7 protein-coding genes are annotated in these 15746 nt (G+C 55.8%); 6 read left to right on the forward strand and 1 reads right to left on the reverse strand.

Annotated elements, in window-relative coordinates; translation table 11 throughout:
* Positions 1 to 77 precede the first annotated feature (77 nt).
* From E6072_RS06445 to E6072_RS06460, 4 genes are all read left to right on the forward strand, one after another.
* Positions 78 to 2375, forward strand: a complete 2298-nt coding sequence (locus E6072_RS06445) for an alpha-1,4-glucan--maltose-1-phosphate maltosyltransferase (protein WP_316694552.1) — start codon at positions 78 to 80, stop codon at positions 2373 to 2375.
* A gap of 26 nt (positions 2376 to 2401) precedes the next feature.
* Positions 2402 to 4309 (forward strand): maltose alpha-D-glucosyltransferase, encoded by a 1908-nt coding sequence (treS, locus tag E6072_RS06450; RefSeq protein ID WP_316694554.1) that lies wholly within the window; start codon positions 2402 to 2404, stop codon positions 4307 to 4309.
* A complete protein-coding gene (locus tag E6072_RS06455; protein WP_316694556.1) occupies positions 4299 to 5633 on the forward strand; it encodes a phosphotransferase in 1335 nt (444 codons plus the stop codon). Before treS ends, E6072_RS06455 begins: the two co-directional genes overlap by 11 nt.
* A gap of 117 nt (positions 5634 to 5750) precedes the next feature.
* A complete protein-coding gene (locus E6072_RS06460) occupies positions 5751 to 10901 on the forward strand; it encodes a SpaA isopeptide-forming pilin-related protein (RefSeq protein ID WP_316694558.1) in 5151 nt (1716 codons plus the stop codon).
* Here E6072_RS06460 and E6072_RS06465 read toward each other — a convergent pair.
* Positions 10898 to 12394, reverse strand: coding sequence for a PucR family transcriptional regulator (locus tag E6072_RS06465; protein WP_316694559.1), 1497 nt, complete (start codon positions 12392 to 12394; stop codon positions 10898 to 10900). The two genes, E6072_RS06460 and E6072_RS06465, sit on opposite strands and share 4 nt — an antisense overlap.
* A 216-nt stretch (positions 12395 to 12610) precedes the next feature.
* Here E6072_RS06465 and E6072_RS06470 point away from each other — a divergent pair, with 216 nt between their 5' ends.
* Both E6072_RS06470 and E6072_RS06475 read left to right on the forward strand, forming a co-directional pair.
* Entirely contained in the window at positions 12611 to 13867 is a 1257-nt protein-coding gene (locus E6072_RS06470; protein ID WP_316694560.1) for a Glu/Leu/Phe/Val dehydrogenase, read from the forward strand.
* Positions 13868 to 14034: 167 nt separating this feature from the next.
* Positions 14035 to 15504, forward strand: a complete 1470-nt coding sequence (locus E6072_RS06475; RefSeq protein ID WP_316694562.1) for an NAD-dependent succinate-semialdehyde dehydrogenase — start codon at positions 14035 to 14037, stop codon at positions 15502 to 15504.
* Positions 15505 to 15746 lie beyond the last annotated feature (242 nt).

Consider the following 15746-nt stretch of genomic DNA (forward strand, 5'->3'; position numbering starts at 1 on the left):
TGACAGCGGAAAGGACGCGAGGAGCACTGCCTCTTGTTAGGCTGGAGGGGAAGCAGTCCGTCTAATAAGGAGACACTATGGCCGGCGATACGCCTCGTTCCCGCAAAACTCGCTCAACTACTAGTTCAGCTGGTCAGAGGGCTAAATCTTCCAAGGTGAGCGCCACCAGTTCCCGTAAAACCGCGGTTCACGCCAAGGCCGCTGCCACTACTCCCCCGGCGGACGGTACCACGAAAGCCAAGACGGCCTCCGCCAGTAAAACTAAAACTGCTACCAGCATTCCTCGCCGGCGCGCCAGCCGGGCGAAAACAGCCGCCCCCAAAGCGGCTGCCGCAAAGCCTTTAAACCTTATTTCTCCCGAGGCTCGGCTGGCACGGATCCCGGTCACCGAAGTAGAACCGGTTTTCGAGGACGGCCTCTGGCCAGCCAAAGCAGTCGAGAATGAATCCTTCCCGGTGCGCGCCACCGTGTTCCGGGAAGGCCACGATGCTTTAGGGGCAGAAGTGGTATTGGTCGATCCGCAGGGCAAAGAAACCATGCGGGCGCGGATGTACGATGTCGCGCCCGGTTTGGATCGCCTGGAAGCCTGGATTAAACCCACCGGAGTCGGGGACTGGAGTTTTAGGGTCGATACTTTCTGTGACCCCTATCAGACCTGGGCAAAGGAAGCCTCCATTAAGGTGCAGGCAGATCAAGATGTAGAGATGGAGTTCGAGTTAGGCGCCCGACTTTTTGAACGTGCCGCTAACGGGGAAGCCATAAATAATCCTGCCCAGCAGGCGCCGGATGCCAAGAGCGCCACTCGCCTCTTGGATGCAGCCAAAGCTATGCGGGATCAGTCGCGTCCACCGCAAGAGCGTCTGTCGGTGGGGCTTCATTCTTCGATTCGGGGAATCTTCCGGGCTCATCCCCTCCGGGATCTGCTCGAGTCTTCCCGCACCTATCCTTTGCGGGTTGACCGCGAACGCGCCCTTTACGGTTCCTGGTACGAGATCTTCCCCCGCTCTATCGGTGCCTATAAAGATCAGGAAGGGCATTGGCATTCGGGAACCTTGCGCACTGCCGCCGCTGATTTGCCGCGCATTGCCGCTATGGGGTTCGACGTCGCCTATTTAACTCCGGTTCACCCCATCGGAACTACTTTCCGAAAAGGGCGCAATAATTCTTTGGAGGCTACCCCGGACGATCCCGGCTCGCCCTACGGCATTGGCAGCGCCCAGGGTGGCCATGACGCTATTCACCCTGATCTGGGCGATTTTGACGATTTTGATTACTTCGTTAAAAAGGCGAAGGGTCTAGGTCTCGAGGTAGCGCTGGATTTGGCGCTGCAATGCTCCCCGGATCACCCCTGGGTTAAGGATCATCCGCAGTGGTTTAAGCACCGCCCGGACGGGACGATTGCCTATGCGGAGAATCCTCCCAAGAAATATCAAGATATTTATCCCCTGGTTTTCGATAAGGACTATCGCGGCTTATATAACGCGGTACGGGACGTGATTCAAAAGTGGATTGATCATGGAGTAACGATTTTCCGGGTGGATAATCCCCACACTAAGCCGGTACAGTTCTGGCAAGAAATTTTGGCGGAGTTCCACCACAAACATCCCGACGTGTTATTCCTGGCGGAGGCGTTTACCCGCCCCGCGATGATGCGCACTTTGGCGCAGGTAGGTTTCCATCAGTCCTATACCTATTTCACTTGGCGGAACACCCGTAAAGAGATCGAAGAATACTTCGACGAGGTGGCTTGGGAATCGAGTCCCTATATGCGGCCTTCTTTCTGGCCAACCACCCACGATATTTTGACCCAGGTCATGGTTGATGGCGGGATTCAGGCCTTCAAAATGCGGGCAGTTTTGGCCGCTACTGGCTCCCCTAACTGGGGTATTTATAGCGGTTATGAACTGATTGAAAATGTGCAGCGTCCCGGCTTTGAGGAGCAAATCGATAACGAAAAATACGAGTACAGGCCGCGTGATTATTCCGGGGAAACCGCGCAAGAAATGATGGGTTTGCTCACTACTTTGAATGGGATTCGCCGCCGCCACCCGGCTTTGCAGCGCCTGCGGAATTTGAAGGTTCATGAAACTACCCATCCGGGAGTAGTCTGTTTCTCCCGGCACCTGGATGCTTGGGAATCTCCGACTGGGATGGCTGACACTGTGATTGTGGTAGTGAATCTGGATCCTCACGATACCGCGATTGGTGCTATCCACCTGGATCTGTCGGCGCTGAAGATCAGTGGCTCGTCCTCGTCCTGCTTTAAAGTACGCGACGAGCTAGATGGGAAAGTCTACGATTGGGGGTCGGCTAACTATTTCGAGCTCAACCCCTATGATCGCCCTGCCCATATCATGTCCGTGGAAGCTTCTTAAACTAGCGCATTTAAGAGGAGTATTTGTTGAGCGAAGCCATATCTGAGGAATACGACAACCTGGGCAAACTATTACTGCCGCGCCGGGATTGCCAGGCGGTTCCCTCCCCTGCGGAAACCCCGAACTGGTATCGCAGCGCCGTTTTCTACGAGGTGCTGATCCAGGCGTTTTCGGATTCAAATGGGGACGGCGTTGGAGATTTCCAGGGGCTGATTTCCCGTCTGGATTACCTGGCCTGGCTGGGAGTGGATTGCCTGTGGCTACCTCCCTTTTATCCTTCGCCGATGCACGATGGCGGCTATGATATTAGCGCTTACACCGATGTGAACCCGGCTTTTGGTTCCATGGAAGATTTCACCGCTTTAGTGGAGGCCGCTCACGAACGTGGCATCCGCATCTTGGTAGATATCGTAGTCAACCACACCTCTGACCAGCACCCTTGGTTCGAGGCTTCCCGCAAAGATCCGGAGGGCGAATACGGGGATTTTTACGTTTGGCGCGATAGCGACCAGGAATACCAGGATGCCCGGATTATTTTTATCGACACCGAAACCTCAAACTGGACCTATGACGAGGTACGCGGGCAGTACTATTGGCACCGTTTCTTTTCTCACCAACCGGATTTGAACTTTGAGAATCCGGCGGTGCAAGCGGCCGTAATGAACGTGGTGCGTTATTGGTGTCGCACCGGGGTGGACGGTTTCCGTCTAGACGCGATCCCCTACCTATTTGAAGAAAACGGAACCAACTGCGAAAACCTCCCGAAAACTCACTGGTTTGTGAGCGAACTTCGAAAAATGGTGGATGCGGAGTTCCCGGGAACTTTAATGGTGGCGGAAGCCAATCAGCCTCCCCTAGATGTGATTGACTATTTCGGCACGGAAACCGAACCTGAATGCCATATTTGTTTCCACTTCCCCTTAATGCCTCGGCTGTTTGCGGCGCTGCGCACCGGCTCTTCGAAGGGGCTGCGGCAAATCCTCGCGGAGCTACCGGAACTGCCTGCGGGTGCGCAATGGGGAACTTTCTTACGTAACCACGATGAACTCACCCTGGAAATGGTGACTGACCAGGAACGTGAAAACATGTATTCCTGGTATGCGCCAGAATCGCGGATGCGGGCAAATGTGGGGATTCGCCGCCGCCTCGCGCCACTTTTAGGGGGTTCTCGTCGCAAAGTGGAACTTGCCCACGCCCTCTTGCTTTCTATGCCTGGCTCTCCCTTCCTCTACTACGGAGACGAAATCGGCATGGGAGACAATATTTGGCTCCCTGACCGTTTCGGGGTACGCACCCCGATGCAATGGGATACTTCGGCGACCGCCGGTTTTTCTGCCGCCGACCCCGAGTCTTTCCTGGTTCCTTTGATTGACTCTCCCGGTTGGGATAACCGCACCATCAATGTGCAAGAATCTCTGGGGCGTCCCACATCTTTGCTGCACTGGTTGCGCGACGCCATCCATTTACGCCGCCGCCTGACCTGCTTCGGGCAAGGCTCATTGTCACAGGTAGGCTCGGATCAAGACTCGGTATTGGCCTTTATTCGCCGTGACCAAAACTCCACTGTGCTTTGTGTCTACAATCTGGGCGAAGGCGCGGTAGCGGCGCGACTAAGCTTACCCGGGATGGCCACTTGGTGTCTGCGGGAAGCTTTCGATGGCGGCTGGTTCCCGGCAGTGGGCGCGGATGAAACCGTCACCGTAACCATGAATCGCCACGGTTTTTATTGGCTAGAGCTTTTTGCTCCTGACCAGGCACAAGAGCTGCAAGATACAGAAAATGAGCCCCAGGCCACTACTACCTCTGTTCCGGTGATCGCCCATAGCGCCACCCCACCTGCTGCCCCCCAACCCGACACAGATGCCGAAACTACTGCCTATCCTTACCCGGCGCTAGATTTCTCGGTGTTAAAGGAGAATGAAGATGACCGCTGAGTCCCCTAATAGCCAGCTTAAATGGCCTAGCAGAGACGCTATTATCGACACTATCTGGGACTATCTGATCCAGCGGCGTTGGTTTCCCTCCCACCTGGAACGCTCCCAGGTGCGAGTTTTGGATTACCGCGAACTTGAGGATCCTGGGTTTCGACTCTTGATTTTGGAAGCGCAGGGCATCTGGTATCACCTGCCCTTGGCATTGGTGGCAGATTGGAACGGAGACGGGGTAGCGGGACGTACCCCCTGCTCGCAAAATCCCGGATACCTAGTCGACGGCCCCTACTGCCCGGCCTACGTGCAGCATTGGATCCGCTCTACCCATCAAGCTGGTACTTTACCGCTGTTACCAGAAGCGGATGATCTGCTATCTAACCTGATGGATGCCGCTTTGGAAAGCAAAGTTTTATCCGGGGAACAATCCAATACTTCGGTGCTGTTGGGCGGAAAATATCCGACGATCATTAAGTTTTTCCGGGTGCTAGTAACCGGGTCGAACCCGGAAGTGACCGTACCCTTAGAGCTGGCGCGTACCGGTTGGCAAGGGGTGCCGCAGCCCCGCGGCTACTCGCAGCTTAGTCTTTGGGATCAAGACGGTCAGCCGCAAGAGGTCACTACCGCTTGTGCGGCGATCCGCCTAGATGCAGCTCAAGATGGTTTCCGGCTGATTTGTTCCCTCGCCGCTAGCGGCGAAGACCCCACGAAGCTAGCTCGCCAGTTAGGAGCGTTTACCGCCGATATGCACCGCCACCTTTTGGAGGCTTTTGGACAGGGCGAGGATCCGGCCTCGGGAACTATGCTCGCTACCCGTTTGCGCAACCAGTATCAGCAGGCCGAGACGGCTTATCCGCAACTGCGAGACCATCCGCAAATCGGAGAGGAAGTCGCTCGCCTCGCCCAGGCACTTACTGGATTGGGGGGATTACCGCCTACGCAACGAGTCCACGGAGACTATCACTTAGGGCAGTGCCTGTATAGCTCGAAGAGTTGGTATGCTATCGATTTCGAGGGTGAGCCTTTACGCCCCTTAGAAGAACGTACCGCTCCTGACCAGGTAGAACGTGATATTGCGGGGATGCTGCGCTCATTTGACTACGCCCGCGTAGAGGGTGGTGCGGATGGAGAATGGCTTAACCGTGCCCGCCTCGCGTTCCTGGCCGGATACTTTGGAGAAGAGCAACTTCCTGGCCCCGCTCTGGTGGTTTTGAGAGCCTTTGAAGTGGAAAAAGCTCTCTATGAAGTGCGCTACGAAGCCGCGCAGCGTCCCGACTGGGTAACCATCCCCTTAGAAGCGTTAATGCTACTTTTACCACAATCGGTTTAACCAGCATAAACAACAAGTTTTTAAGGGCGAACACACTAGCGGATCAACCTCAAATTCTGGTAGACTTGTTACAGAATTGTAATCTTTGTAACTTTGAGGCAATCAGCAGGAGTCCTGATGCGCAATCCCTTAGCTAAACGCCCTACGGCGCTAGTCCTCACCCTCTCCCTAATCGGATACATGATTGCCCTGATCGGTCCGGCGTTAACGCTAGGTGTAGCTAACGCCGCCAACGGCAAGGTCATAAAGTCCTGGAATCAGTTAGGTACCGTTCTCACCGAGGACATCGACCTTAGCGATTCCACTTTGCCGGCCGACGCCCCAAAGCGCACCATCACTGTTGGTGGCAACGTGACCGTGACCGGCGCGACTAATAAGACTTTTAAGGGGCTGTCTTTCCTGGTCAACGCAGGTCATACTCTGACGCTAAACAACCTCAACATCGATAACTCCTCCCACCCAGACTTGGCGATGGTTACCGCTGGGGACAACAACGCCAATAACCGCCTGGCTTTTAGCGGGACAAACACTTTCACCCGCCAGGGCGCCTCCTCGGAAAATGCCACCAAGGAATACCCGGTTCCGCTCCCCTTGGTGCAGGTAAAAGCCGGTACTACCCTGAATGTCGGCCAGGCAGGATCTGGGGTCTTGAACCTGAACAATCCCGACTCTCCCCGGTCTCAAGCTGCCCTGATTGGCACCCAACACTTTTCAACTTTCGGCACCATTAACCTTACTGGCGGCACCTTAAACCTCAAGGGATCTTCCGAAAGTGCTGCCCTGATTGGTTCCGGTGGCGCTTATTACGAGGTAAACCCGAACACTAATCCCAGCTGGCTGAACAACTATGATCAAACTCCTTGGAGCGCTGGAGGCACTATCAATGTCAAAGGCGGGAGCGTCAACCTCGCAAAAGTAGGCAACGGCGCTTACGGTGGAGCCTTTATCGGTACTGGTCGCGGCGCAGTTCAGCTTCCGGCAGACGCAGAATCCGATTGGGCACAGAAAAACGCGACGGTAACTATCAACGTTAGCGGCGGACAGATTAACGCTACCGGGAACCACACCGCCCTGGGAGCAGGCAGTTTCACTACCCCCATGCAGGATTCTGAGGGACACGTAAAGAATGCTTTTACCCAGCCGTACCCACGGGTAAATATTTCTGGCGGCCTCGTCCAGGTCAGCCCGGCTACTGCTGACACCGGCAATAGCGCGATGAATATTGGTTGCCGGGGGGTGGGCAACTGGAACGAGAACTTCGCTAATCTCGGCTGGCCAAAGGCTCCCGGCTGTGAAGTAGCTATTAGCGGCGGCAAAGTCACCGTGGGTACCGCTGACTCCCACCTTGATCCCGCCGGGGATATCGCCGCTATCGGGTCTGGCCCTGACAGCGCCAACCTAGACGTACGTATCTCTGGTAATGCCCAGGTAACCGCTTATTCCAATGGTCGCGGCGCCGCCATCGGTGGGGGTTATGCCTCTGGAGCTTCTAAGGTCACCATTTCCGATAGTGCCCAGGTTGATGCCCTGGGGGTAGTAAGCGAATCTCCCGCTATCGGGGCGGGCGGTCTCCCCTCAGACGAGCTGTTTACCGGAAACTCCCGTTTGAACGAAGATACGATTCGCGCTGCCCAGCAAAACCAGGTGGTTATTTCGGGAAATGCGCGAATCAATGCCGAGACCGCCGGGGATTCCGCCGAAAAGTACACCGCAGTTAATGGAGCTATTGGCGCAGCAGCTAACCGTTCCGGGCGGGCAAGCCTCACTGACCAGGCGAATGTGACTGCGAAAGTCTTTGGACGCCGGGATGGGGCAGTAATCGGTAGTGCCGGGTTTATCGATACCTACGTATCCGATCCTTTCCAGGTCAGCATTTCTGGCTCTCCCACCGTGCAAGCCGCCGTGCAGCCAGTATCGCAGCAAACTCAAAAGTTAGGTTACGGCTTCGGAGCCGCAATTGGCTCCGGGTATAGGAGTAAAGTTCCCGCTAGAATCACTCTTTCGGGCAGCCCCAATCTGGATTTGATTGGTGGACAGGCCAGCTCTGGGGTGGGTCTAGGTTTCCAAAGTTCCGGTGGGGGCAGTTCGGTAACCGCAAACTTGGACGCCGGCGCTAAGCTCCAGGTCACCTCGCCAGAGGGTTCTCCCCGCACTGATGGCAGCACGCAACGTACCTACCCCCTTGCTGACAGGGAAAATATGCCGCTAGACACCAGCTCCGGCAAGGGACAGGTACTAAACTTGCGTTTTGCTGATGGCAAAGCGGACGGAGCCGGCAATCCGCAAACTTTGGGCCTGAGTACTGCGGTAGCTAAACTCACCCAGAATAAACAGTCAGTGCCTTTCTCTCTGGTTACCCCCGAGGGCGAAATCGTGCTTTCTTCTGCCCTAACCAGTACTCTTTACAACAACTTGGCACTTTCTGTTCCCCAGACCGGCAACTATTACCTGCAATCGCGGGTGACCCCCAGCCTGTTCGCCTATCACGGCGATAAGAACGCGACAGATGCTTTTGTCTTCGCGGTTAACGGACAGATTTACACCCAAGACGGATTGCTTTGGGCGCAGGGGTACTCGTTGGAGTACCAGGTAGCTGGCGAGGGCGGAAGCCTTCCGCCGGCCTACACCACTGCGCGCTACCTGCCGCCGAATACTGTTATCGGATCGCTACCTGCAGTAACTTTACCCTCAGTTTCGGGTAAGACCTGCGCGCTGGATCATTGGGAACTCAACGGCACCGCGACCGGTGAGGTCGAGATCGCTCAGACGAAGCTGAGCGCCGATACCGTGGTGAAAGCGGTAACTAAGTGTGAGGATCAGGTTACTCCCCCGGATCCGCAGCCCGAAAAAGCGGCTTTCTCCTGGCAGCTGCAAGATGCTAAAGGCCAAGCGTTAAGTGGCGGACAGTTTACTTTGACTGAAAAAGACGGCGCGGCAGTTAACGTCCCGGATTCTGCTTCGGGTACTTTCACCGCCAGTGACTTGGATCCGGCCAAGAGCTATGTGCTCACCCAAACCGCTGCTCCTAAAGGCTACGAATTGCCGCAGCAAACCAGCCATACCGTTACTTTTGAAAAGACCTCCCAGGGCTACCAGGCAAAGGTCGACGGTAAGGCAGTAAGTGGTGAAGCGTTTGTGATTACTAACGCCAAGACTCCGCTGCCTCCTCAGCCAGTTGCTTTCAACTGGAAACTACAAGATACCGACCATAACCTGCTACCCGGCGGCAGCTTCAAACTGGTTTGTGGCTCCCAAGAAGTGCAGATTCCGACTTCCGGTACCGCCTCGGGCAGTTACAGCGTTAACTTAGATCCCACTAAGAAATCATGCACCCTCACCCAGTCCGCAGCCCCCGAAGGCTACCAGCTCGGTGAAGTTACCTCTTATGAAATAACTTTCGTAGAGAAAGATAACACCAACGGAATTTGGGCCGCGAAGGTTGCCGGTAAGGAAACCAGTGAGGTTACCTTCACTAACGCGGCGCTACCGAAGCCTCCGGCCACTACCTCTTTTGCTTGGAAACTGACTGGCAGTGACGGTAAAAACCTTAATGGGGCTACTTTTACTCTCAAAGGTGGGGATACTCCCCTGACCGTCATCTCCCAGGACGCGGCGGATCCTGGGATGTATAGCGCTTCGAATCTGGATCCCACCAAGACCTACACTTTGACGCAAAGCGCCGCTCCCAACGGCTATGAGGCCGATAAGGCCAACTATCAGCTCACTTTCGTTGCCAAGGGTGACACCTACCAGCCGCAGATAAACGGTAAGCCTTTAGCGGATGAGGGTCTGGTCATTAAGAACGTTAAACTGCCTACTAAGGCAGAGATTCGTTGGGAAGTAGTTTCTAGCGCGGATGCTTCGCAGTATGTGCCGGGCACTTCCTTTAAGGTGACTGCCCTTAAAGCTGATGGCAAGACCTTAGATAGCGCGACGTCGTTCACTGTCTCGGATGCCACCGCTATCGCCGGGGATCGGGATCTGAATCCGAAGCTGGGGCAATACCGGGTAGAAGTCCCAGATGGTTCCTTGAAGTATCAAGTGGAACAAATACGCTTCGGCGCTGATTTTGCTCCCCTGACCGGCGCTCAAGTCGTAACTTTCAAGCAGCTAACTGACGGACGCTACAGCCAGATCGTGGTAGGCAGCGGCCTCAAGTTTGAAAACACCCCAGTGATTAAGACCGCGCAGTTCACTTGGAAACTGGTAGACAAGGATTCTAAGCCCCTAGCAGGCGGCAGCTTCTCCCTGAAAGATGGCAGCGAAACCGTTCCGGTCACGGAGAATAAGGCGGACGCCTCTTTCCAGGCCACTTTGAATCAGGCTAAGACCTATAAGTTGCAGCAGACCGCAGCACCGGAAGGCTACGACAAGGATGCCAAGACCTACACCATCAGTTTTGAGAATGGGAAAGCCCAGGTTTCAGTAGATGACACCGGGGTTGACCTGGCTGATGGGGCTCTGGTGATTAGCAATAGCAAGCAGGATACCGATCCCACCCCTGATCCCACGGAGGAACCGACAACGGATCCCACGGACGAGCCGACCCCGGATCCCAAACCGGTCAGCGGGTTACTTACCTGGAAGGTGGTTGATTCTAAGGGTCAGGCAGTAGCCGGGACTTCTTTCCAGGTCACTCCCCTGGGCAAAGATGGTAAACCCGTCGCGGCTGCCTTTGAAGTCACGGATTTTGTCAGTGGCCCCACCACCTTCACGGTTCCCAAAGACCAAAATGCGGCTACCGGCGCCTATAAAGTGCAGGTTGACGACGTAACCTTGCAATACCAGCTAAAGCAGCTAACTACCGCCAAAGGTCTGCAGGTGGCCGCCCCGCAAACGCTTTCCTTCAGTAAGGGAACGGATGGTAAATGGTCACAAAACGCGGCGAAACCGTTCGTTAACCTGGCGGAACCGGAAGATAAACCGACTACCGATCCGACTGCTGATCCGACTACGGAGCCTAGCGACGAGCCTACATCCAAGCCGACCGCGCCCAGTACTGACCCCACTTCTAAGCCCCAACCGGGTGGCAAGGGTGGAGCAAGCACTACGTCGCCGTCAGCTGGCCAAAGCGGCGGAGCTACCGAAGCACCTGCCGGTGCTTATATGACCGGTGGTTCAAACTCCGCTAACGCTAGCGCAGGGCCGGCGCCCTCGTCACTGAGCATTACCGGTGCGAACGGAGCCACTCTGGCTTTGATCTCCGCGATCCTGGCACTGGCCGGTGCCGGGGTGCTCGCGGCTCGCCAGCTACGCCAAGCCCGCTAGGAATTGCGTCCTTGTAGCGCTACCCAGGCGGAGGCTTGCGCACCGGCTTCTGCCAGGTTAATGCCCAGTTTGCTTTGCAGTTTTTCTAGCCGCTTCGCCACGGTGTTGCGGTGCAGACCCAAGGTCTTTGCCATCTGCTGCCGGTTCCCCTTAGTGACTACATACTGTTCCAACAGTGCCAGCAGGTCCGCCTCTCCCCGCAGAGGTCGCAGGAATTGCTGAGAGAACGCCGCTACCGTTTCCCTCCCCATTACCTGCAATAGCCCGGAACGGGAAATCTCCTCCCACCGGGCTACCTGCTGGGTATTTCCGGTGTGCCGTAAAGCTTGCCGCGCCCCGGATAGCCCGGCACTAAACCGCGAGATCGGGTAATCCTGCCCCACTCCTGCTCGCAAAGCCGAAAACTCTTTCCGGGAAAAGTTGGACAAAGTGAGCGGCAACGCCGTTACCGGAATCGCCATTTCCAGATTTTCGGCGTGAAAACGCCACAGCGGCGAAGGCATAGTTTTTGTCACTGCCCGCTCCACTCTGGTAGCCAAAGCCCGCAGGTCGCCCTCCTCCCCCGCCACTACCAACGGAACATAGCGCCCACTAAGCGCGCGAGCGTGAGGAAACGCCATCTCGGTTAGAATCTGCGCCGCCCCCAGCTCCCCAGAAAGCAACAGGGTAAAAGCACGCTGCAATAAGCGCCCATGATAGGAGGACACAAAGCGGGAATTAGCTAGCGCCGAGGCGATTAACAGCCCCGCCTGCGACAGCGCCTGCTGCTGCCACGGCTGAGGGAATACGCTCCAACAGACCTGCAGCCAAGCGGTTTCCTGCCCGAGAGCGTTAATAGCAGAAAAAAGACAATAGCCTTCCTCGGCTTCAAAGGAAAGCTGGGAGGTTTTTGCCGAAAACCTCTCCCAAGACTGTTCTGCAAAATTCCCTAAGTCGGCACTTAACGTAGGTGCGGACGCTTGGGCTATTATCCTGCCCGCCTTATCTCTGATGATTACCTCCGCGCCGATCCCTCGCGCCAACTCCCCGGTAATCATCTCTACACTGCGCGGCTGTGCAGATGCTTGGATCAGGCGCTGTTGCAAAGCCGCCAGTTTATATTTCCCGGAGGTGGCTTCGACCTCGATCATCCGCGCAACTTCTTGGGAAAGCGCCACAAAAGATTGATCGGCAGCTACCTCAATTAAATTAAGACCAGTTTTCCGAGCTGCCTGTACCAGTAGCGGAGGAACAGTATCGTGGCTAAGCCCCAACCCGAACCCCAGGGTAGTAATACCCCCCGCCACCAGGCGATGAGCATATTCGAGCCAACCAGCTTCTCCCTCCGGATTCCCCGCGGAAGTGGTGAGCAGCAGCTCGTTTCCCTCTAAGAAAGTAGCAGGATTTATCTGCTCCGAGGTCGCCACCCAGCGCAGCTTCGCCAAAGGATTAGGACACCACAGGGATTGAATATGTAAATGCGGTCGCCCCAGGAGAGCCTGCACAGTAATCATATATACATTATGCACATTCTAGTTCCAGATTTTATGCATATTGCATATTTACCCCTGACTTACGTCCTAGATAAACTGCAGTTACCGCCGCTCAAAACGGAGGTAGATGGGGCGCTGACCGCCTTAGTAAGGACGACGATCGTCGTAAATGATTCCTGTTAGTCAGGATAACTAAGGTCAGACCCCAATCGAAAACCTTAAAGGAGATCAGAATATATGTCCGAGGATTACAAACCGAATCCCTATGAGGACGCGAAGAATCAGCTACGGGAAGCCCAGAAAATCTTGGGATTTTCCGAGGGCGACTACGAGATGCTCGCTTCGCCGCGCCGCGAAATGAGCGTTTCTATTCCGATTCGTCGCGACGACGGCACCCATGAAGTGTTGCACGGCTACCGGGTACAACACAACTTGACGCGTGGACCCGCCAAAGGCGGCATCCGTTACAACGAAAACGTCGATATTGACGAAGTTCGCGCTCTATCCATGTGGATGACCTGGAAATGCGCCCTAGTGAATCTACCCTATGGCGGAGCAAAAGGCGGGGTAACTATTGACCCCAGCAAGTATTCCCAAGCCGAACTAGAGCGGGTAACTCGCCGCTACATTTCCGAGATTCTGCCGATCATCGGCCCGGAAAAAGACGTTCCCGCCCCCGACGTGGGAACTAACGAACAGACCATGGCCTGGATTATGGACACCTATTCCCAGTTCCAAGGCTATACCGTCCCCGGCATTTGTACTGGTAAACCCGTTTCTCTCGGCGGATCACTCGGACGCGCAGAAGCAACCTCCCTGGGCGTAGTAATCATGGTAGAAGCCGCCCTGAAGAAACAAGGCATTAAATTCGAGGACGCCTCCCTGGCCATCCAAGGCTTCGGTAAAGTAGGGCGCGGAGCTGCTGAAATCGCGCAGCGTCGCGGCGGCAAAGTAGTCGCCATCTCCGATATTTTTGGCGCCATCTACAACGCCGATGGTATCGACACCAAAGCTCTCGGCGAATACGTTGACGAAAAAGGCAAAGTCGTAGGCTTCCCCGGTGCAGAACCCATGGACGCCTCTCAGCTGCTACTTCTGGAGGTAGACGTAGTGGTACCGGCCGCCATTGAAGGCGTGCTCACCAAGGAAAATGCTCCCGATGTGAAAGCCAAGATTATTGTCGAGGGCGCCAACGGCCCCACTGATTCTGCCGCCGACAAGATTCTGAATGAAAAGGGAGTAATGGTGGTTCCCGACATTCTGGCAAACTCCGGTGGCGTGATCGTGTCCTACTACGAATGGGTACAAGGACGCGACAACTTCTTCTGGCCACTAGAGCGAGTACAACAGGAAGAGGAACAGCGGATTACCGCCGCCTGGAAAGATGTAGAGGCTTACGCCGAAGAAAAGGGCGTGACCTTGCGGGTGGCAGCTACCGTATTGGCGGTGGAACGCGTCTTGCAGGCTCACAAACGGCGCGGTCTTTACCCGTGATCGACGCCTAGGCAGAGAATCTGCCCGTTGAGGTGAAACCATATCTCCCCCGAGCGGACCAGCTGCTCGGGGGAGATACTTTTCTACCACCCCTGATGGTAACGCTATAAACTGAACGCAAAGACGCAGAAAAAGCGGTATTTAAGACGAAAAGAGATTAAGAGGTTATGGATAGCGCAGAACTAACGCAGTATGTTGCAGAACTGGAACCGACAAAAGCCGTTTGGATTAACAACTCTCCCAGACCAGCATCTAGCGGGGAAACATTCCCGGTAATAGACCCCGCCACCACTCACGCGATTACCGAAGTAAGCTCGGGCTCCACCGCCGATGCCAGCGCTGCTCTCGAGGCGGCAGCCAGCGCTCAACCCGGGTGGGCTGCCCGCTCTCCCCGCGAACGCGGCGAAATCCTGCGCCGCGCCTGGGAATTGATGACGGCTTCCGCTAAGGAACTCGCTAGCCTAATGAGCTGGGAAAACGGTAAATCCTATACTGATTCTCTGGGCGAAGCCTCCTACGCCGCCGAATTCTTCCGCTGGTTCTCCGAAGAGGCAGTCCGCTCTGACGGCGGTTATGCGATTCCGCCGGCCGGCGGCTCGCGTACCCTGGTCACCGCCCGCCCGGTCGGGGTATGTGCGCTGATTACTCCCTGGAATTTCCCTGCCGCCATGGCAACCCGGAAAATCGCTCCCGCCCTCGCCGCCGGCAACGCCGTAGTGCTAAAACCAGCCTCCGAAACCCCCTTAACCGCCCTCGCCATTATGCGCATCCTAAAAGAGGCGGGCGTACCAGACGGGGTAGTAAACCTGGTACCTTCACACCACTCTGCAGAAATTTCCAATACCTGGCTAGCCGATCCCCGCGTACGCCTAGTGTCCTTCACCGGCTCCACCCCGGTGGGACGCACCCTGCTGGGGCTCGCCGCTCCCCGGGTAGTGAACACCGCTATGGAACTTGGAGGAAACGCCGCCTTCGTAGTGGGAGCAACCGCCGATGTGGATGCCGCTGTCGAGGGGCTAATGGTTGCCAAGTTCCGCAACGGCGGTCAAGCCTGCACCGCCGCTAACCGCATCTACCTGCACAAAGACATTAAAGAAGAATTTACGCAAAAACTTTGCCAACGAGTAACAGCTTTGAAAGTGGGCGCGGGACTAGATCCAGAAACCGAAATCGGCCCGGTAGTTAACGAAAAAGCAAAGCGAGGAATGAAAGAACTACTTACATCCGCTCTAGACCAAGGAGCAAAAGTCCTGGCTCAAGCACCCCTACCCAAGGATTTAGCCGGATACTTCGTGGCACCCACAGTTATCGAGGTGCCCCGCGCCGACTCCCCCCTACTACAAAACGAAATCTTCGGCCCGCTTGCCCCCATTAAGGAATACTCTGACGAGGACGAACTTCTTAAGATGGTAAACGGCACCGAAATGGGACTGGCCTCCTACGTTTACGGCGACCTGAACTGGGCGCTACATCTAGCAGAAAAGATCGAGGCCGGCATGATTGGGGTAAACCGCGGCCTGGTATCCGATCCCGCCGCCCCCTTTGGTGGGGTCAAACAATCCGGGATTGGTCGTGAGGGCGCCCGCGAAGGGATAAGAGAGTTCCAAGAGGTGCAATACTTCAGCCTCGACTGGTAATCTTTTTCACCTGCATAATCACTAGACTCCGCCACCAGAGGCGGATTTCCCCTCGCATGCGGAAAATCGGTTTTATCTGATTCCCCATTCCGGGGCTGGCTCGGTAAAAGCACTCCGGGGACCCGGTGAGCCTCGCAGAGGCTCGGCTCAAGCCCCTCTCGTATCTTTTACCGGCCGCGCCCCTAGTCGGGTGACGCCTTATCCGAGCGCGGGGGATTAGTTTTATCCGAGTAGGCTAGGTG

Origin of the sequence: Varibaculum cambriense, from assembly GCF_032557235.1 — a bacterium.
Classification (GTDB): domain Bacteria; phylum Actinomycetota; class Actinomycetes; order Actinomycetales; family Actinomycetaceae; genus Varibaculum; species Varibaculum cambriense_C.